This is a genomic window from Jiangella anatolica (assembly GCF_003236295.1).
Taxonomy (GTDB): Bacteria; Actinomycetota; Actinomycetes; order Jiangellales; family Jiangellaceae; genus Jiangella; species Jiangella anatolica.
The window spans coordinates 1-17,276 of sequence record NZ_POTW01000074.1; the positions used below are offsets into that span (position 1 = coordinate 1).

At 74.0% G+C, this 17,276-nt stretch carries 19 protein-coding genes; 10 read left to right on the forward strand and 9 right to left on the reverse strand.

Annotated features, from left to right (window positions below; all coding sequences use genetic code 11):
• Positions 1-348: 348 nt before the first annotated feature.
• Positions 349-1,335, reverse strand: a complete 987-nt coding sequence (locus tag C1I92_RS34005) for an AraC family transcriptional regulator (RefSeq protein ID WP_158564258.1) — start codon at positions 1,333-1,335, stop codon at positions 349-351.
• A gap of 354 nt (positions 1,336-1,689) precedes the next feature.
• Between C1I92_RS34005 and C1I92_RS23920 the strand changes: the two genes are divergently transcribed.
• The 3 genes from C1I92_RS23920 to C1I92_RS23930 are packed head-to-tail and all read left to right on the forward strand — an operon-like array spanning position 1,690 to position 3,922.
• The gene (locus tag C1I92_RS23920) at positions 1,690-2,727 is read left to right on the forward strand and encodes an LLM class flavin-dependent oxidoreductase (RefSeq protein ID WP_111257155.1); all 1,038 of its coding nucleotides are present in this window, start codon (positions 1,690-1,692) and stop codon (positions 2,725-2,727) included.
• Positions 2,724-3,410 (forward strand): NADPH-dependent F420 reductase, encoded by a 687-nt coding sequence (locus C1I92_RS23925; RefSeq protein WP_111257156.1) that lies wholly within the window; start codon positions 2,724-2,726, stop codon positions 3,408-3,410. Before C1I92_RS23920 ends, C1I92_RS23925 begins: the two co-directional genes overlap by 4 nt.
• Entirely contained in the window at positions 3,407-3,922 is a 516-nt protein-coding gene (locus tag C1I92_RS23930; RefSeq protein ID WP_111257157.1) for a hypothetical protein, read from the forward strand. The genes C1I92_RS23925 and C1I92_RS23930 overlap by 4 nt, the downstream gene beginning before the upstream one ends.
• Positions 3,923-3,942: 20 nt before the next feature.
• On the opposite strand, the gene C1I92_RS23935 is transcribed toward C1I92_RS23930, so the two are convergent.
• The gene (locus C1I92_RS23935; RefSeq protein ID WP_111257158.1) at positions 3,943-5,310 is read right to left on the reverse strand and encodes an MFS transporter; all 1,368 of its coding nucleotides are present in this window, start codon (positions 5,308-5,310) and stop codon (positions 3,943-3,945) included.
• A gap of 87 nt (positions 5,311-5,397) precedes the next feature.
• Here C1I92_RS23935 and C1I92_RS23940 point away from each other — a divergent pair, with 87 nt between their 5' ends.
• On the forward strand, positions 5,398-5,985 hold the full coding sequence (locus C1I92_RS23940) for a TetR/AcrR family transcriptional regulator (RefSeq protein ID WP_111257159.1): 588 nt from the start codon (positions 5,398-5,400) through the stop codon (positions 5,983-5,985).
• Here the strand turns inward: C1I92_RS23940 and C1I92_RS23945 are convergent.
• Positions 5,957-6,826 (reverse strand): aminoglycoside phosphotransferase family protein, encoded by an 870-nt coding sequence (locus tag C1I92_RS23945; RefSeq protein ID WP_111257160.1) that lies wholly within the window; start codon positions 6,824-6,826, stop codon positions 5,957-5,959. The two genes, C1I92_RS23940 and C1I92_RS23945, sit on opposite strands and share 29 nt — an antisense overlap.
• A 60-nt stretch (positions 6,827-6,886) precedes the next feature.
• Entirely contained in the window at positions 6,887-7,072 is a 186-nt protein-coding gene (locus tag C1I92_RS23950; RefSeq protein ID WP_111257161.1) for a hypothetical protein, read from the reverse strand.
• A gap of 241 nt (positions 7,073-7,313) precedes the next feature.
• Here C1I92_RS23950 and C1I92_RS23955 point away from each other — a divergent pair, with 241 nt between their 5' ends.
• Entirely contained in the window at positions 7,314-7,562 is a 249-nt protein-coding gene (locus C1I92_RS23955; protein ID WP_199521542.1) for a DUF2188 domain-containing protein, read from the forward strand.
• A 53-nt stretch (positions 7,563-7,615) separates the two neighbouring features.
• On the forward strand, positions 7,616-10,441 hold the full coding sequence (locus C1I92_RS23960) for an FAD-binding and (Fe-S)-binding domain-containing protein (protein WP_199521543.1): 2,826 nt from the start codon (positions 7,616-7,618) through the stop codon (positions 10,439-10,441).
• On the opposite strand, the gene C1I92_RS23965 is transcribed toward C1I92_RS23960, so the two are convergent.
• The gene (locus tag C1I92_RS23965; protein WP_111257162.1) at positions 10,399-11,103 is read right to left on the reverse strand and encodes a TetR/AcrR family transcriptional regulator C-terminal domain-containing protein; all 705 of its coding nucleotides are present in this window, start codon (positions 11,101-11,103) and stop codon (positions 10,399-10,401) included. The two genes, C1I92_RS23960 and C1I92_RS23965, sit on opposite strands and share 43 nt — an antisense overlap.
• A 94-nt stretch (positions 11,104-11,197) precedes the next feature.
• Here C1I92_RS23965 and C1I92_RS23970 point away from each other — a divergent pair, with 94 nt between their 5' ends.
• Positions 11,198-11,584 carry a hypothetical protein gene (locus tag C1I92_RS23970; RefSeq protein ID WP_111257163.1) on the forward strand — a complete coding sequence of 129 codons (387 nt, stop codon included), beginning with the start codon at positions 11,198-11,200 and terminating at the stop codon, positions 11,582-11,584.
• A gap of 81 nt (positions 11,585-11,665) precedes the next feature.
• Here the strand turns inward: C1I92_RS23970 and C1I92_RS23975 are convergent, their stop codons facing one another.
• From C1I92_RS23975 to C1I92_RS23985, 3 genes are read right to left on the reverse strand one after another with little or no spacing between them, the layout of a single operon-like run.
• Positions 11,666-12,463: an MBL fold metallo-hydrolase gene (locus C1I92_RS23975; protein WP_111257164.1), complete on the reverse strand. Its 798-nt coding sequence runs from the start codon at positions 12,461-12,463 to the stop codon at positions 11,666-11,668.
• A 15-nt stretch (positions 12,464-12,478) separates the two neighbouring features.
• Positions 12,479-13,273: an alpha/beta fold hydrolase gene (locus C1I92_RS23980; RefSeq protein WP_111257165.1), complete on the reverse strand. Its 795-nt coding sequence runs from the start codon at positions 13,271-13,273 to the stop codon at positions 12,479-12,481.
• Between the two features lie 19 nt (positions 13,274-13,292).
• Positions 13,293-13,454 carry a DUF1905 domain-containing protein gene (locus C1I92_RS23985; RefSeq protein WP_111257166.1) on the reverse strand — a complete coding sequence of 54 codons (162 nt, stop codon included), beginning with the start codon at positions 13,452-13,454 and terminating at the stop codon, positions 13,293-13,295.
• Between the two features lie 210 nt (positions 13,455-13,664).
• Between C1I92_RS23985 and C1I92_RS23990 the strand changes: the two genes are divergently transcribed.
• Positions 13,665-14,294: a TetR/AcrR family transcriptional regulator gene (locus tag C1I92_RS23990; RefSeq protein WP_111257167.1), complete on the forward strand. Its 630-nt coding sequence runs from the start codon at positions 13,665-13,667 to the stop codon at positions 14,292-14,294.
• Here C1I92_RS23990 and C1I92_RS23995 read toward each other — a convergent pair whose 3' ends face one another.
• Positions 14,295-15,257 (reverse strand): type IV toxin-antitoxin system AbiEi family antitoxin domain-containing protein, encoded by a 963-nt coding sequence (locus tag C1I92_RS23995; protein ID WP_111257168.1) that lies wholly within the window; start codon positions 15,255-15,257, stop codon positions 14,295-14,297.
• 161 nt (positions 15,258-15,418) lie between these two features.
• On the opposite strand from C1I92_RS23995, the gene C1I92_RS24000 reads away from it, so the two are divergent.
• Both C1I92_RS24000 and C1I92_RS24005 read left to right on the forward strand, forming a co-directional pair.
• A complete protein-coding gene (locus tag C1I92_RS24000) occupies positions 15,419-16,381 on the forward strand; it encodes an ABC transporter substrate-binding protein (RefSeq protein WP_111257169.1) in 963 nt (320 codons plus the stop codon).
• Complete coding sequence (locus C1I92_RS24005) at positions 16,368-17,264, forward strand: siderophore-interacting protein (protein ID WP_233507198.1); 897 nt, start codon at positions 16,368-16,370, stop codon at positions 17,262-17,264. Before C1I92_RS24000 ends, C1I92_RS24005 begins: the two co-directional genes overlap by 14 nt.
• The last annotated feature ends 12 nt before the right edge of the window (positions 17,265-17,276 follow it).

A 17,276-nucleotide genomic window follows, 5' to 3' on the forward strand; every position in this document is an offset into this window, starting at 1 on the left:
CGCCGCCTCCATCGCGGGGCTGTTCCTCACCACCGAGGCCGTCGTCGCGGACAAGCCGGAGAAGACCCCGGCCGCTCCCGCCGACCCCAGCGGTGGCATGGGCGGCATGGACTTCTGAGTCCCGCCGGGTCCAGCCCGCGACGCGATCCCCGGCCGGCGCCGCGCCGCCCGCCGCGGACGACGACGTCCGCCGGAGGTCCGATCAGGACGCCGCCGACGAGCGGGCCGGCGCCGAGCGCAACGGCAGACTCCCGCACTCGCGCACCGGCACGGCCTGGGTCGCCATCTGCGTGACGGTGCTGGTGCTCGCTGCGCCGGTTCCACCGCCGCGGCTGAGCGCCAGCCGCGTCAGGTGCGCAGCGTCCGGCCGGGCGACCGGCCGTACAGCTCGCGGTATTCCGCGGCGAACCGGCTCGGCTTCGCGAAGCCCCACGCGGCCGCGATCGCGGCGACGGTCGCGCCGGACGTGGGGTCGGCGGCCTGCAGCTCCCGGTGGGCGTGCTCCAGCCGGACGCGGCGCAGGTACGCCAGCGGCGTCGTCCCCAGGTGCCGGGCGAACGCGTACTGCATCGCCCGCACGCCGACGCCCGCGGCCGCGGCGATCTCGGCGACGGTGAGCGGCGCGGCCGCGTGCGCCTCGATGAAGGCCTTGGCCCGGCGCAGCGCTCGCGGCGCGACGTAGCCGGGTCCGGCGACGTGTGCGGCGGTCATGGTCGTGTTGGGGAACGTCGCCAGCGCCGCCGCGGCCGCGTGGCGGACCATCTCCTCGGCGATCAGCGGATGCGCCGCGGCCGACTCGTCGGCCATCAGTTCGCGGCCGACCGCCGCGCAGACGCTGCGGAAGTACTGCCCCAGCCGCGGCGTCACCGGCAGCATCGACTCGAACCGCAGGTCGGCGGCGTCGATGCCGAAGCGTTCGGCGGCCAGGTCGGCCGCGGTCGAGAGCGGCAGCCGCAGGATGCCGGCGTCGAGGTCGGCCCACTGCGCCGCCACCGGCGAGCCGGGCGGGAACAGCACGACGTCGCCGGCGCCCGCCCGGCACGCCTCGTCGCCGATCGCGACCGCGAAGATCCCGTTCACGACGGAGAGCGCGAAGAGGTAGTCGAACGGTTCGGTGGCGGTGCGGAAGTTGACGGTGACGTGCACCCGGTCGGCGCCGAGCGAGCCGGCCCGGACCGGGGCCCGCGCCGACACCACCCGGAACTCCGTCCCGGCGTGATCGCGGCCCAGCCGCGGCTCGTGGCCGATGTAGACCTGCCGGATCACCTCAGCCGACTCGTTCATGGTGCGCGCGACGATCATGGAACGTTCGACGGGCACGGTGCTGGTCGCCATGGGTCACCCCCGTGGGTGTGCGGCCGACGGCCCAGCGTACGCACGATCTGCCCGGATTGCGCAAGGGTGCGGCCCGCGGTTGTTCCGGCGGCCCGCCGGCCGGGATTACGGTGCCGATGCGGCCGATGCGCGGGGTGTTCGGGGGAGCGACGCAGGCCGCGGCGATCCGGGGGGTTTCGAGAGGCGGCTCCTCGGATCACCGTCCCCCGGCCGCGTCCGGCGCGAGCCGCCGAGGCAGGGGGCGCGGCCGGGGCCCACGGACCCCGCCGCCGGGCATCGTCATCCCGCCCAGGAGCCCGGCGGCGGCCCGCCGAGCACGGAAATAATTGACATGTCAACCTCGTTCGAGCTGGCATGACCAGCGACCTCAGCTTCGGGCTCGACACCTTCGGCGACGTTCCGGAGGGTGACGACGGCGTACCCGTCAGCCACGCGGCCGCGATCCGCCAGGTCGTCGAGGAGGCCGTCATGGCTGACGACCTGGGCGTCGACGCGATCGCGCTGGGCGAGCACCACCGCCCGGAGTACTCGATCTCGACGCCGGAGACGGTGCTCGCGGCGATCGCCGCCAGGACGTCGCGCATCCGGCTCGGTTCCGGCGTGACGGTGCTCAGCTCCGACGACCCGGTCCGGGTCTTCCAGCGCTTCGCCACCGTCGACGCGGTGTCCAACGGCCGGGCCGAGGTGATCCTGGGCCGCGGCTCGTTCACCGAGTCGTTCCCGCTGTTCGGCTACGACCTCGCCGACTACGACGAGCTGTTCGACGAGAAGCTGCAGCTGTTCGTGCAGTTGCTGGACGAGAAGCCGGTGACGTGGAGCGGGACCAAGCGGGCGGCGCTGGAGAACGCCGACGTGTTCCCGAAGACCGAGTCCGGCCGGCTGACCACGTGGGTCGGCGTCGGCGGCACCCCGCAGTCGGTCGTCCGGACCGCGTACCACGGGCTGCCGCTGATGCTGGCGATCATCGGCGGCGCGCCGGATCGGTTCGCGCCGTACCTCGACCTGTACCGGCGCGCGGCGGACCAGTTCGGCACCGTCGCGCACCCCGTCGGCATGCACTCGCCCGGCTTCGTCGCCGACACTGACGAGGAGGCCAGGGAGATCTACTACCCGCGGTTCAAGGTCAACCGGGACCGCATCGGCCGCGAGCGCGGCTGGCCGCCGATCACGCCGCGCGAGTTCGAGCACGAGATCGAGTCCGGCTCGCTCTACGTCGGCTCGCCGGAGACCGTCGCCCGCAAGATCGCCCGCGCCGTCCAGACCCTCGGCGTCGGCCGGTTCGACCTCATCTACACGGCCGGCTCGCAGCCGGTGAGCGCACGGCTGCGCGCCGTCGAGCTCTACGGCTCCAAGGTGGTCCCGATGGTGCGCGACCTGGTGAGCGCGCCATGACGACGATCGGGATCCTCGGCGCCGGCAAGGTCGGCACCGTGCTCGCCCGGCTCGCCGTCGCCGCCGGGTACCGGGTGCTGATCGCCGGCTCCGGCGCGGCCGAGAGGATCGCGCTGATCGTCGAGATCGTCACCCCGGGCGCGGTCGCCGTCACCGCTGCTCAGGCCGCCGCGGAGGCGGACGTCGTCGTGCTGGCGCTGCCGCTGGGGAAGCACCGCGACCTGCCCGTCGAGGAACTGCGCGGGAAGCTCGTCCTCGACGCGATGAACTACTGGTGGGAGGTCGACGGCGTCCGGCCCGACCTCACCGACCCGCGGACGTCGTCGAGCGAGCTGGTGCAGGGGTTCCTCGCCGGGGCGCGCGTCGTGAAGGCGTTCAACCACATGGGCTACCACGACCTCGACGAGGGCGCGCGGCCCGCCGGGACGCCCGGCCGCAAGGCCATCGCCGTCGCCGGAGACGACCCCGCCTCCGTCGCGGAGGCGGCGTCGATCGTCGACGCGCTCGGCTTCGACCCGGTGGTCGCCGGGCCGCTGGCCGAGGGCGTGCGGATGGAGCCGTTCGCCGAGGCCTTCGGCGCCAACGTCGCGGCGGACGAGCTGCGGGCGATGCTGGACCGGTTCCCGGACAGTCCGCGCGGACTCGAGGTGGCGGCGGCCCGCGCCGGTATGTTGACAGGATGACCCAGGGCCACGGTCGCGGTGAGGAGTTGCCGGCGGCCGAGCGGGCCGACATCCTCAAGGAACGCGTCTACATCACGTTCACCGCGCTGGCGGTCGTGCTGGCGCTGCGCGCCCATGCCGTCTCCGCCGGTGAGGCGGCCCTCTCCCTGGTCGTCGTCGTGCTCGGCACCGTGCTGGCCGTCTTCGTCGCCGACATCGTGTCGCACCTGGCCGTCCACGAGGCGCTGCCGGTGGGCAGCGAGCTGCGGCACATGGCGCGGGTCAGCCTCGGAGCGCTGGGCGCGCTGGCGCTACCGGCGATCTTCATCGGCCTCGCGGTCGCCGGCGTCTGGGAGATCGAGCCGGCGTTGCGGGCGGCCAGCATCGCCCTCGTGGCGGCGCTCGCCGGCATCGGCTACCTGGCGGTGCGCCGCGCCAGGCTGCCCGTCTGGCAGCGGGTGATCGTCCTGTTCGCCGAGGTGGTGCTCGGCCTCCTGGTCATCGGCCTGGAGCTGCTCGCCCACAACCTCTGAGGGCGAGCAGCTCCACGCCGTCACGCCTGCGGGCGAGGGGTGAGGACGGACGCGACGAGGGCGGACACCCCGGCCGCCACGGCGGCGACGACGAAGGCGTTGGTGAAGCCGTCGAGGGTGTCGCCGACGATGCTGGCGGCGGCGATGCTGGAGACGACGGCCGCGCCGCCGGCGGCGCCGAACTCGTGGAACGTGCTGACGATGCCGGAGGCGACGCCCGCCTCGTGCGGCGCGACCTGGCCCAGCGCCGTCGCCGACGCGACGACGAAGATGGCGCCGGTGCCGGCGGCCGCCACGGCGACGCCCACGACCACGACGGCCGGCTCGAGCCAGAGCGCCGGCACCGCGAGCCCGGCGGCCGCCACCAGCAGCCCGGCCACCGCGAGCGGACGCGCGCCGAACCGGGCGATCGACCGTCCGGTGAGGTTCGCGCCGGCCATCGTCGCCAGCGCGACCGGCAGGAACAGCAGCCCCGTCCGCAGCGGGCCGTAGGAGTGCGCGTGCTGGAAGTAGAACGTGCCGAGGAAGAACACCGCGATCATCAGGGCCGTCGCCAGCAGGATGAGGAACGTCCCGGTCGCCACCGGCCGCCGGGCCAGCAGGCGGACGTCCATCAGCGGGGTGCCGGCCCGCCGCTGCCAGGCGACGAACACCAGGTAGCCGGCCGCGGCGGCCAGCACCAGCAGCCCGGTCGTCGCCGTCGCCCAGCCGTCCTCGCCGGCCTGGATCAGGGCGTAGATCAGCGTGCCGGTCGACGCGGTGACGAGGAGCGCGCCCAACACGTCCAGCCGGCCGCGCGACGCGGGCACCACCGGGCGGGGCAGCATCCGGGCCAGCACCGCCGCGATGACCAGGCCGATCGGCACGTTGACGTAGAACACCCACGGCCACCCGGGACCGGCCGTCAGCAGCCCGCCGAGCAGCACGCCCAGCGCCGCGCCGCCACCGCCGAGCGCCGACCACACGCCGAGCGCCCGGTTGCGCTCGTCGCCGTCGAACAGCGTGACGACCAGGGAGAGCGCCGACGGTGACAGCAGCGCGGCGCCGACTCCCTGGGCGACCCGCCCGGCGATCAGCAGCTCGGACGAGTCGGCCAGGCCGGTGAGCAGCGACGCCGCCGAGAACACCAGCAGCCCGGCGAGCACGACCCGCTTGGCGCCGAGGATGTCGGCGAGCCGGCCGCCGAGCAGCATCAGGCCGCCGAACGCGAGCGCGTACGCGCTGACGGTCCAGGTCAGCGCCGCGCGGCTGGCGCCGAGGTCGGTCTCGATCTGCGGCAGCGCGATCGCCACCACGGTGACGTCCAGGATCAGCATCAGCTGGGCGACGCCCAGGAAGCCCAGGATCCGCCACCGCCAGGGGTGCGGCGTCACAACCGTCTCGTTCATCGCCTTCTCCTAACTCGTATGTGGAGGTACGAGATAGGGAACGGAGGCGGTTAACTCGTATATTCCCGTACGAGCTAAGATTTCTTCATGACCACCCGGACCCGCCGCCGCGCCGACGCCGAACGCAGCATCGCCCGCATCGTCGCCGCCGCCCGTGAGCTGCTCGGACGCGACCCGGCGGCGACGATCGACGAGATCGCCGCGGCGGCCGGCGTGGGCCGGATGACGCTGTACGGGCACTTCCGGAACCGGGTCGAACTGGTCGAGGCGGCCCTGACGGACGCGCTGGCCGAGGGCGAGCGCACGCTGTCCGCCGTCGACCTCGACGGGGATCCGGCTGACGCCCTGGACCGGCTGCTCGCCTCCAGTTGGGCGTTGGTCGGCGAGTCGTCGTCACTGCTCACGGCCGCGCAGGACGTGCTGCCGCCGGGCCGGGTGCGGCAGCTGCACGGCGCGCCGGCCGCCCGCCTGGAGGACCTGGTCCGCCGCGGCCAGCGGGCCGGGACGTTCCGCACCGACCTGCCGATCGGCTGGCTGGTGAGCGCCGTGCACCACCTGCTCCATGGCGCGGCGGAGGAGGTCCGGGCCGGCCGGCTCGACGCCGCCGACGTCGCGGCCGTCGTGACGGCGTCCGTCCAGTCCCTGCTCAGGCCTCCGCCAGCACCGCAGAAGTGACGCGGCGCGCCTCGGCCCGCACCCGGGGCACGTCGCTGTCGTACGTGATCAGCGCCTTCCACAGCGCCCAGCCGCGGGCCCGCGCCCACATCGCCTCGTCGGCCAGGCCGTCCAGCGACGCCCGGAACGCCGACCGCCCGTCACGCGACAGGAACGTCCACGCCAGGACGAGGTCGCAGGCCGGGTCGCCGACGCCGCAGGTCCCGAAGTCGATGACGGCGCTCAGCCGGCCGTCGCGGACCAGCAGGTTGCCGGGCGCGACGTCGCCGTGGAGCCACACCGGCGGGCCGATGAACGTCGCCGCCAGCGCCGCGTCCCACACCTTCCGCGCCGCCGCGACGTCGAGCCGGCCGGCCAGCGTATCCAGCGCGCGGGCGGTCTCGTCGCCGTAGAACGACACCGGGCCGCCGCGCTGGAAGTTGTGCGTGCCCGGCCCCGGCCCGCCGGACGCGTCGGCCGCCTGCGGGGCCCGCAGGAACCCGGCGACGTCCCGCGCGAACCCGACGTCGTCGAACCCGCCCGACGACAAGGCCGTCGTCCCCGCCAGCCAGCGGTTCACCGACCACGTCCACGGATACCCGCGGCCCGGCCGGCCGACGGCCACCGGCGCCGGGATCGGCACCGGCAGCCGCGGCGCCAGCAGCGGCAGCCAGCGCTGTTCCTTGGCGACCTGCTCGCGGTAGTGCGCGGCGCTGGGCAGCCGGACGGACAGCTCGTCGCCGAGCCGGAACGTGCGGTTGTCGACCCCCTGCAGCTCGACCGGGCGCACCGGCAGCCCGGCCCACTGCGGGAACTGGTCGGCGATCAGCCCGGCGACCAGGGCGGCGTCGATGTGCGTCATCGCGGTCAACGGTAGGGACCGCCGCCGTGCCGGCCAACCGGATTTCCGCCGGGGCGGACGTCAGGGCCGGGGCTCGTCGCCCTCCTGCTCGATCAGCTCGTCCAGCCAGGCGGCCAGCGCCTGCCGCTGGTCGCCGCCGCCCGCGCCGGTGCGGTGCGCGTACTCGGCGAAGTGCGCGGCCAGGCCGACGGCGTCGAGGTCGCCGTCCCACTCCGTGCCGGATGACTCCGGCCGTGACGTGGTCATGCGCCCCCCGCTCCGCCCCGCGCGCGCCGACGACCGTCCGTGTCGCCGTCCCGCCCCGGGCCGTTCCGAACTCTGGGTTTGCATGCTACCGGCCAATCCAGACGCTGGTGATCTCCTGGACGTACTGGCCGATACCCACGAAGGACCACCTCGACACCTGCCAGGAGCACGATCAGGGGTTGCCGAACGGATGGGCAAAGGTCGACGAAAGGCCAGCGCGGGGCTCCGATCCGGGACGACGATGGATCCGAGCGCGAAGGGCTGGGGGTTCGGCATGGCCGCAGGGGACATACACACGGTGCCGCGGGGCGATCGGTGGGCGAACGTGTTCGAGGACGGTGACCGGCTGATCGTCAGCGCGGGCACCAAGGAGACGGCGGCGCGCATGGGCCGCGAGCTGGCCCGGCTGCGCGGTGTCCGGCACATCATCCACGAGCCGGACGAGCGGGCCGACGCCGCCGGGCGGGCCCGCGACCTGGTGCGCGGCTGATTCCGGCGGGGCGGCCGCGCCTGTGGTCAGTCCACACGCGGTAGGTTCGCCTCGTGACCCCCGCCATCGACGTCGAGGCGCTGCGCGCCGCCATCGGCCCGGCCCACGTCAGTGACCGCATCGCCGACCGGGCCCGGATGGCGCATGACGCCTCCCACTATCTGCTGACCCCGGCCGCGGTGGTGACGCCGTCGTCGGTGCCCGAGGTGGCGGCGCTGCTGGCGACCGCGCACCGCGACGGCGTCCCGCTGACGTTCCGGTCCGGCGGGACGAGCCTGTCCGGGCAGGCCGGCACCGACGCCGTCCTCGTCGACACGCGCCGGCACTTCGGCGGCGTGACGGTGCTCGACGACGGTGCGCGGGTGCGGGCCGAGCCGGGCGCCGTCGTGCGCCGGGTGAACGCCGCGCTGGCGCCGTACCGGCGGCGGCTCGGGCCGGACCCGGCCAGCGAGGCGGCCTGCACCGTCGGCGGCGTCGTCGCGAACAACTCGTCCGGGATGACCAGCTCGACGACGGCGACGGCGTACCGCACGCTGGCCGGGCTGGAGCTGGTGCTGCCCAGCGGCACGTACCTCGACACCGCCGCGGCGGGCGCGGACGGGCGGCTGGCCGCGCTGGAGCCGGCGCTGCACGCGGGACTGGCCCGGCTGCGGGATCGGCTGCGCGCCGACGCCTTCCTGCGCGGGCGGATCGAGCACCAGTTCTCGATGAAGAACACGATGGGCTACGGCCTGAACGCGTTCCTCGACCACGACGCGCCGGTCGACATCCTGGCCCACCTGGTGGTCGGGTCGGAGGGGACGCTGGCCTTCGTCGCGTCGGCGACGTTCGACACGCTGCCGGTGCTGCCGCACGTCGCGACCGCGCTGCTGGTGTTCGACCGGCTGGACGCGGCCATCGGCGCGCTGCCGGCGCTGGTCGGGGCCGGGGCGGGCGCCGTCGAGCTGATGGACGCGACGTCGCTGCGGGTCGCGGCCGCGGACCCGGGCGCGCCGGCGGTGATCCGGTCGCTGCGGGTCGAGCAGCACACGGCGCTGCTGGTCGAGGTCGCGGCGGCGACGGCGGAGGAACTGGCCGTCCTGTCGGCGGCCGTCGGCGCCGTCGTCGCGCGGCTGCCGCTGAGCGGACCGGCGGCGCTGTCGTCCGACGCCGCGCAGCGGGCCGCCGCCTGGCACGTCCGCAAGGGCCTCTACGCGACGGTGGCCGGCGCCCGGCCGCAGGGCACGACGGCGCTGCTCGAGGACGTCGTCGTCCCGGCGCCCGCCCTGGGGCCGGCGGTTCGCGAGCTGCAGGGCCTGTTCGACCGGTACGCCTACGGCGACGCCGTCATCTTCGGGCACGCCCGCGACGCGAACCTGCACTTCATGATCACGCCGCGGCTGGACGACCCGCACGAGCTGGACACGTACGCCGCGTTCACCGAGGACCTCGTCGACCTCGTGCTCGGCGCCGACGGCTCGCTCAAGGCCGAGCACGGCACCGGCCGGATCATGGCGCCCTACGTCCGCCGCCAGTACGGCGACGAGCTCTACGCCGTCATGCGTGAGGTGAAGGCGCTGTGCGACCCGCGCGGCGTGCTGGCGCCCGGCGTCGTGCTGGACGAGGACCCGACGGCGCACCTGCGTCACCTCAAGACCGTGCCGGCGGTCGACCCGGCGCTGGACACCTGCGTCGACTGCGGCTACTGCGAGCCGGTCTGCCCGTCGCGGGATGTGACGACGACGCCGCGGCAGCGGATCGCGCTGCTGCGCGAGATCGCCGTCGCGACGCCGGAGGTACGTGCGGAGCTGGAGAAGGCCTACCGCTACGACGCCGTGCAGACCTGTGCCGCGGACTCGCTGTGCGTCACCGCCTGCCCGGTCCAGATCGACACCGGCGCGGCGATGAAGGCGCGCCGCGCGGAGTCGCTGGGGCCGATCGCGCAGCGGGCCGGCACGACCGCGGCGCGCCACTGGGGTGCGGGGGTGACGGCGGCCCGGGCCGGCCTGCGGGTCGCGTCGGCGCTGCCGGGTCCGGTCGTGTCGGGCGCGTCGTCGCTGGCCAGGGCGGTGCTCGGCACCGAGTGGATCCCGGCGGCGGACGGCTCGCTGCCGGGACCGGGGCGGCCGCGGCCGTCGGCGTCGCCATCGGGCGGGGCTGCGGAGGCGGTGTACTTCCCGGCTTGCATCGGCGCGCTGTTCGCGCCCGAGGGCGACGGCGACGGCGTCACGGCGGCGTTCCTCGCGCTGGCTCGACGCGCCGGTGTCGACGTCGCGATCGCCGAGCGGACGCCGTCGCTGTGCTGCGGCACGCCGTGGGCATCGAAGGGGCTGAAGGCCGGCGCCGCCGTGATGGCGCAGCAGGTGTTCGCCGCGCTCTGGCCGCTGACCGACGACGGCCGACTGCCGGTCGTCGCCGACGCGTCGTCCTGCTCGCACGGGCTGGCCGGTCTCGGGTCATCGCTGCCCGCGTCCGACGCCGCCCAGTGGGAGCGGGTGACGGTGGTCGACGCGGTCGCGTTCGTCCGGTCGTCGGTGCTGCCGCGGCTCGCGCCCGTTCCCGACGCACACCGGCTGGACCGCGTCGTGCTGCATCCGACCTGCGCCAGTGTCCATCTCGGCGACGTCGACGACCTGGTCGCGCTCGGGTCCGCCGTCGCGCGGGAGGCGGTCGTGCCGTCGGACTGGGGCTGCTGCGGCTTCGCCGGCGACCGCGGCCTGCTGCATCCCGAGCTCACCCGCGGCGCGACCGCGGCCGAGGCGGCCACCGTCGCCGCCGTGGGGGAGGCGGGCGGGTACGCGTCGTGCAACCGCACCTGCGAGCTGGGCATGACCCGCGCCACCGGCAAGCCGTACCGTCACGTCCTGGAACTGCTGGAGGAGGCCACGCGCCCGGCCTGATCGCGCAGCCGGTCCAGGCCGTCGAGCACGAGGTCGAGGGCGAACTCGAACTCGACCTGGTCGTCGCACCCCGGTCCGACCACGCTGCCGTGGTCGTGGCTGATGCCCATGACCAGCTCGGCGATGTGGGGGAAGCGCTCGGCGAGCTCCGGTGGCGGTGGGGGCGCGTCGGCCGGCCCGGAGTCCTCGAACAGCTCCTGCGAGAAGCCCAGCAGCCGGCTGCCCATGACGTGCATGGCGTGGTGGGTCAGGTCGATCGAGAAGCCACCGGCCCGGAAGACCCCGATCATCGAGTCCATGTAGGTCATCACCGCGGGGGTCGGGTCGGGCCGCGCCCTGGTCCGCTCCTCGATCACCCGGGACGCCCACGGGTGGCGCAGCAGGACGCGGCGGGCCGACAGCACCCGGCCGCGGACGATCGCCTTCCAGTCGGTCCCGCCGCCCGGTGGGTCGATCTCGCCGACCACGGCGTCGACCATGCCGTCGAGCAGCTCGTCCTTGTTCTGGACGTGCTTGTACAGGGCCATGGGCACGACGCCCAGCTCATGAGCGATCTTGCGCATGCTGAGCGCCTCGACGCCGCCGGCGTCGGCCAGGGCGACGGCGGCGGCGAGCACGCGCTCCTTGCTCAACGGCGCCCGGGGCCGCTCCCGCGTGGTCATCCGTCCATCCTCCCTTGACAGGTGTACGGCGTCCACCTAGCGTAGTGGACAACGGTGTACGCCGTACACCTGTCAGCAGGATGGAGGGCGAGCCATGGTGACCGCCGACTTCCGCGACGACGTGTCCGTCGCGTACGAGACCCGCAAGGAACTGGGGCCCGAGTACGAGCGCGCGGTGCTGGAGTCCTTCGTCGACCGCGCCGCCGCGGCCATCGACCAGCGGGTGGACGCCCGGCTGGCGCAGCTCGGCGTCGGCGCGGCGCCGGCGCCCGCCCGGCCGAAGCAGCGCCAGGGGGAGCAGCCCGACAACGCCTACGTGGCGGTGCCGGTCTTCTCGCTGATCTTCGGCGTCGGCGGCTCGATCTGGCTGACCGGCATCGCCCATGCCGATGCCGACGCCGTCTTCGCCATGTGGCTGGGGATCGTGCTGCTCAACCTCGTCTTCGCGCGGCTGGTCAGGGGCCTGCGCCGAGGAAGTTGATCTTGGAGTAAGGCCGGTATCTATCGGACAAATGCGCCTGCGATAGCGGCTTCACTCCAGATCAACGTTGATGAGCGGGGGTCAGGCCGACCACAGGCGTCGGCCGTCGCGGCTGGTGACCCGGCCGAAGCGCAGACCGGGGAAGTGGGCTCCGGCGCCGACGGTGCCGGGGCGTTCGAGCTCGGTCCAGAGCCAGGCGCGGCTGCGTTCGGCCCGCTCGGGGTCGACGTCGCCGAACGAGTGCCACGCCGGCTCGGTGAGCTGGGCCGGGACGGTGATCGCGTCGCCGGCCAGGATGACGCGGTCGCCGCCGGACGACACCACCACGGCGAGGTGCCCGGGCGTGTGTCCGGGCGTGGCGACGACGTCGACCCCCGGCGCGACGGCGCGGTCGCCGTCGACGGGCCGCAGGTCGGCGGACGTCGCGCGGAAGCCGGCGCGAACGTGCTCGGCCATCTCGCCGTCGCCGTCGACGAACCAGGCCCCGTCGGCCGCGCCGAACCACACGGTCGCTGCCGGGAAGACCGGCCGGCCGTCGTGGCCGAACAGCCAGCCGACGTGGTCGGCGTGCAGGTGCGTGCACACGACGTCGGTCACGTCGCCGGGATGCGTTCCGCCGGCCTGCAGTGCGACCGGCAACTGGCCCCCGACCAGCGCCATGCCGTCCGGAAGCGCGGTGCGCGCCGGGCCGAGGCCGGCGTCGATCAGGACCACGCGCTCGCCGGTGCGGACGAGGAAGCAGCCGATCGGCAGCCACGCGACGCCGCTGGCGTCGAACGGCTCCGGTGGGTCGTGGACCGGCTCGCGGGTGAAGTACGAGGGCCGGGCGACGAAGGTGCCGTCCGACATCGGCACCACGTCGATCTCGCCGAGCCGCATCGTGCCTCCAGGTCGTCAGCCGCGTCCTGATGCCGACTGTACGAACCGAGCCAGCTCGGCCGCCATGGGTGCGGACTCCCAGGTGTGGTCAGCGCCCGGCATCACCTTCTTCACGCTGCCCGGGATGGCGGCCAGCACCGAGGCGGCGGCGACGTGCATCTCGTCGAACGTCTTCTCGCCGAGCAGGAACGCCGTCGGCACCCGGACGTCCGCGAACAGCTCGGCCTGCGGCCCGGAGTCGGCCCAGACCAGCGACTCGCCGTCGGCCCGGTAGCTGACCACCTGGGCGGCGAACATCTCGTACATCGGATCCTTCTTCGCCTCCGCCAGCCACTCCGGCGGCATGTCCTTCATGTAATGGGTCAGCGCGCCGTCGCAGTCGCCGGCGTCCATCCGCCGCTCCACCTCGCCGATCCACTCCGCGACGGTGCCGACCGGCGCGATCGGCGCCTCCCACAGCGCCAGCGCGGTCACCGGCAGCCCGTTCGCGGCCGCGGCCAGGGAGATCGAGCAGCCGGACGAGTGCCCGCACAGCGCCGCCTCGCCGCCGAGCAGGTCCATCAGCGCGCGCAGCGCGGCGAGCTCGCGGTCCAGGCCGATGCGGCCGGTGGCCTCGCTCTCGCCGCGGCCGATGCGGTCGTAGACGATCGTCGCGATGCCCCGTTCGGCGGCCAGTTCGGCGGTCTCGGTGGTGACGGGGTCGATCGCGCGGAACGGCCCGGCGCCGGCGACGAAGATCAGCCCGGGGCCGTCGCCGTAGCGGTCGAAGGCGACCCGGTCGCCCAGGGCGGTGGTGACGTACTCGGTCATCTGATGCTCCTTCGTCGGGTCAGTGGCGGTGCTGGAGGTGGACGGCGACGTCGTCGCCGGCGCCCTTGCCGATGGCCTTCCGGACGGCGGCCTTGACCGGGACGATGTGCGTCCCGTCGCCCAGCGGCAGCAGCGTCGCTTCGAACGGGTGGCCGTCCATCGTGCCGGCCGTGCCCGGCATTGGAGGGGCGGGGCGCTGCGCCGGCTCCGCATTTCGTGGCGGAAAAGCATGCCACGAAATGCTCTTTAGACGCCGGCTCCGCACACCCGCCCCTCCAACGCCGGGCACGGCTCTCACCTCCGGGTTTGCTCATACTGGACCGTCCAGTATGGCCAGACTAGACTGTCCAGTATGATGACGTCAGCAACGGGATCCACGAGGGGAGCGACGATGGCGGAGGCCGGGGCACGGCCGTGGGCGCGATCGGACGAGAAGCACCAGGCGATCGTCCGGGCGGCGCGCGAGGTGTTCCTCGACAAGGGCTACCTCGGCACGAACATGGACCTGATCGCGTCCCGGTCCGGCGTGTCGAAGCAGACGGTCTACACGCACTTCGGCAGCAAGGAGGCGCTGTTCGTCGAGATCGTCGGCTCGATGACCGGCGCCGCCGGCGACCGCGTCCACCACGACCGCCCGGAGCTGGGCGACGGGGACCTCGAGGCGTACCTGCGCGCGTTCGCCGAGCGGCAGCTGCGCATCGTCACCGAGCCCGAGCTGCTGCGACTGCGCCGGCTGGTCATCGGCGAGGTGGGCCGCTTCCCGGAGCTGGCGAAGGTGCTCTACGAGCGTGGGCCGCAGCGGGCGATCGACGAGCTGACGGCGATGTTCGAGCCGCTGCGCGAGCGGGGACTGCTCGCCGGCGATCCCGCCGCGATGGCCGAGTGGTTCAACTGGCTGGTCATGGCGGCGCCGCTGAACCGCGCCATGATGCTCGGCGACGCCGCCGTCCCCGCCGACGACGACCTGCGCCGCCACGTCGCCGAGGCCGTCCGCATCTTCCTCGCCGCCTTCGCCCCATGATCATCGGCGATCCGCCACACCCCGCTGTGGGCGATCGCCGATGATCATGGGAGCGGGGCAGGACGGAGCGCACGGACGTGCGGCGCCGGTCCAGCCTCGGGCTTGCAGCAGTCGGGCCTGCTCGGCGGCGACGGCGCAAGGGTCGCCGAAGACGTCGGCGTGGCCATACCGCAGCGTGGCATGGCCGTCGATGGTCGCCCGGTTGTCGCGGCGTCGGTCACGGAACCGGCCCTCGCCGACGTGGCCGATGCGCACCTGGTACTCCGTGTAGTCGACGTCGATCCAGATGACCCGGTTGCCCGCGATGCGGCGCTGGCGGTGACCGGTGGGCAGTCCGTGGGCGCGTTCGACCCGGCGCAGGTGGCGCAGTTCCAGCGGCGACTGGGCTCCGGCGGCGACGTCGGCCAGCATGGCTTCGACCATGGGCCGCCAGCGGATCTTCTTGCGCCGGGCGAGCGCGTCGGCGAGGCGTTCCGGTGTGGAGAGGCGGCGTTGGCAGGCCGCGGTCACCCAGCCGTCGACGTCGCGTGGATGCGGTGCGACGTCGACGAGGTCGAGCACGGTCTCGTCGAGGCGGGTGCGCGGCGGGGACTTCGATGGGTGACGGGTGAGCGGGAGGCGGTGGGCGTAGTGGATGCGGACGCCATCGGTCTTACCGCGGACGTGCCGTTCGGCCGGCGCGGTCACGTGGACGACCGGTCCCGGGTCGTCGCAGAGTCCGTCGAGGTAGGCGGCGGTGCGGTGACTGGCCACGGCGCCTCGTCCGGCGCGCAGGATGGCTGCCCACACCTGCGCCTCGAAGGTCAGCGGACCCGTGAACGTCGCGTACACGCCGTGGTGGATCCGCCGCCAGCGGCAGGACTCGACCCGCCACTCGATGCGTCGGTCACTCAGCCCACACGCGTGCGCCTGAGCGCGGCCGATCAAGCCGTGCTGCGCCGCTAGGAGGCCATCAAGATCCACGCGGCCAGCCTGCGCGACCAGGTATCGCGGCCGCCACCCCGATTTCTCCGCCTGTGGATACCCATGATCATCGGCGATCCACCACACCCCGCTGTGGGCGATAGCCGATGATCATGGGGGCCGGGGATGTTGGTTAGGTGATCCTAAGTTAGGGTCGCCTCATGAACTTGTTCCGTTTGGTTCCTCTTGCGCTCGGGCTGACGGTGGCGCTGGCTGCCTGTGGCGGTGACGATGGTGACGCCGCGCCGGCGGCCGGCACGACCGACGCCGTCACCGTCGAGCACCAGTTCGGCACGACGGAGATCACCGGGGTGCCGGAGCGGATCGTCACCATCGACCTGCAGTGGACCGACGTCATGCTGGCGATGGGCGTCGAGCCGGTCGGGTACTCCGTCGACGCGTTCATGCCGGAGTCCGGCGTGCCGTGGCAGGAGCTGCCCGCCGACGCCGAGGCGCTGCCGCTGGTCGACGGCCCGCCGATCGAGCAGATCGCGGCGCTGGAGCCGGACCTCATCGTCGGCAGCTACTCGATCGCCGACCAGGGCGTCTACGACCAGCTCGCCGCCATCGCGCCGACCATCGCCGGCGCGGACGAGCTGCAGGTGACGCCGTGGCAGGACCTCGTGCGGACGGCGGGGGAGATCCTCGGCGAGCCGGACCGGGCCGAGGAGGTCATCGAGGACGTCGACGGCGAGGTGGCCGCGGTCGCCGCGGCGCTGCCCGGGCTGGCCGGGAAGACGTTCTCGCTGGCCCAGTACGTCGTCGGCGACTCGATGTACGTGGTCGCCGACGAGCAGGACGGGTCCAGCGTGTTCTTCCAGCAGCTCGGCATGACGATGTTCCCGGCGGTCCGGGACGAGGGCGAGGCGACCGGCGACACCCGGATCATGGTCAGCCCGGAACGCTCCGACCTGCTCCGCGCCGACCTGCTGGCGTTCCTCGTCAACGGCGGCGACGAGAGCGACCTCGCCGACATCGCCGGCTTCGACCAGCTGCCCGGCACCGTCGCGGTGCTCGACTACCCGACCATCGTCGGGCTGAACACACCGTCGCCGCTGTCGATCCCGTACGCGCTCGAGCAGCTCCGGCCCTACCTGGACGAGGCCGCCGGTGCGGCGGGGTGAGGCGCCGGCGCCGCGGGCGCCGGGCGTGCGGCTGTCGTACAGCGAGCTGCGGGTCGTCGGCTGCGCGCCGGTGACGCCGCGGATGCGCCGGATCACGCTGGCCGGCGACGGGCTGGCGGAGTTCACGCCGGTCGCGCCGGACCAGCAGGTCAAGTTGTTCTTCGCCCGTGACGGCGGGGTGCCGGAGGTGCCCGACCCGCCGGCCACCCTGGACGACGTCGGGAGCTGGTACCAGCGCTATCTGGCGATGCCGGACGAGCGGCGGCCGTGGCTGCGGACGTACTCGATCCGCCGGCACCGGCCCGCAGCGCGCGAGGTGGACGTCGACTTCGTCCTGCACGGCGACGGTGCGCACTCCGGACCGGCGGCGCGGTGGGCGGCGTCGGCGCGACCGGGAGACGTCGTCGGCCTGTACGGGCCGTCGGTGAGCCACCTGCGCACGCCCGGCCGGCACGACTGGAAGCTGTTCGCCGGCGACGAGACCGCGCTGCCGGCGATCGGCGCGTGGCTGGAGTCGCTCGGGCCGGACGAGCGCGCCGTCGTCGTGGCCGAGGTGGCCGGGCCGGCGGAGGAGCAGCGGCTGGAGTCGGCGGCGGACGTGACGGTGGTGTGGCGGCACCGCGGTTCCGTCGCCGCCGGGCGGTCGTCTGCGCTGATCGACGCCGTCCGCTCGCTCGACTTCCAGGACGGCGAGCCGTTCGCCTGGGTGGCCGGCGAGGCGTCGGCCGTGCGCGCCGTCCGGCGTCACCTTGTCGACGAGCGCGGGCTGGACCGGCGGTCGGTCGCGTTCGCCGGCTACTGGCGGGTCGACCGCACGCACGACGACGCCTCGACGGCGGAGGAGCTGGCCGACCACGCCGAGGAGGCGGCCGCGGCCGGCTGACGACCTGCCTCC

Excerpts from the sequence above, each read along its gene's own strand:
- C1I92_RS24000 (WP_111257169.1), top strand. The coding sequence starts at position 15,419 with ATGAACTTGTTCCGTTTGGTTCCTCTTGCGCTCGGGCTGACGGTGGCG.
- C1I92_RS23945 (WP_111257160.1), bottom strand. The coding sequence starts at position 6,826 with ATGACGCACATCGACGCCGCCCTGGTCGCCGGGCTGATCGCCGACCAG.
- C1I92_RS23990 (WP_111257167.1), top strand. The coding sequence starts at position 13,665 with ATGGCGGAGGCCGGGGCACGGCCGTGGGCGCGATCGGACGAGAAGCAC.
- C1I92_RS23930 (WP_111257157.1), top strand. The coding sequence starts at position 3,407 with ATGACCCAGGGCCACGGTCGCGGTGAGGAGTTGCCGGCGGCCGAGCGG.
- C1I92_RS34005 (WP_158564258.1), bottom strand. The coding sequence starts at position 1,335 with ATGGCGACCAGCACCGTGCCCGTCGAACGTTCCATGATCGTCGCGCGC.
- C1I92_RS23935 (WP_111257158.1), bottom strand. The coding sequence starts at position 5,310 with ATGAACGAGACGGTTGTGACGCCGCACCCCTGGCGGTGGCGGATCCTG.
- C1I92_RS23965 (WP_111257162.1), bottom strand. The coding sequence starts at position 11,103 with ATGACCACGCGGGAGCGGCCCCGGGCGCCGTTGAGCAAGGAGCGCGTG.
- C1I92_RS23980 (WP_111257165.1), bottom strand. The coding sequence starts at position 13,273 with ATGACCGAGTACGTCACCACCGCCCTGGGCGACCGGGTCGCCTTCGAC.
- C1I92_RS23970 (WP_111257163.1), top strand. The coding sequence starts at position 11,198 with ATGGTGACCGCCGACTTCCGCGACGACGTGTCCGTCGCGTACGAGACC.
- C1I92_RS23940 (WP_111257159.1), top strand. The coding sequence starts at position 5,398 with ATGACCACCCGGACCCGCCGCCGCGCCGACGCCGAACGCAGCATCGCC.
- C1I92_RS23920 (WP_111257155.1), top strand. The coding sequence starts at position 1,690 with ATGACCAGCGACCTCAGCTTCGGGCTCGACACCTTCGGCGACGTTCCG.
- C1I92_RS23975 (WP_111257164.1), bottom strand. The coding sequence starts at position 12,463 with ATGCGGCTCGGCGAGATCGACGTGGTGCCGATGTCGGACGGCACCTTC.
- C1I92_RS23955 (WP_199521542.1), top strand. The coding sequence starts at position 7,314 with ATGGATCCGAGCGCGAAGGGCTGGGGGTTCGGCATGGCCGCAGGGGAC.
- C1I92_RS23950 (WP_111257161.1), bottom strand. The coding sequence starts at position 7,072 with ATGACCACGTCACGGCCGGAGTCATCCGGCACGGAGTGGGACGGCGAC.
- C1I92_RS23985 (WP_111257166.1), bottom strand. The coding sequence starts at position 13,454 with ATGCCGGGCACGGCCGGCACGATGGACGGCCACCCGTTCGAAGCGACG.
- C1I92_RS23925 (WP_111257156.1), top strand. The coding sequence starts at position 2,724 with ATGACGACGATCGGGATCCTCGGCGCCGGCAAGGTCGGCACCGTGCTC.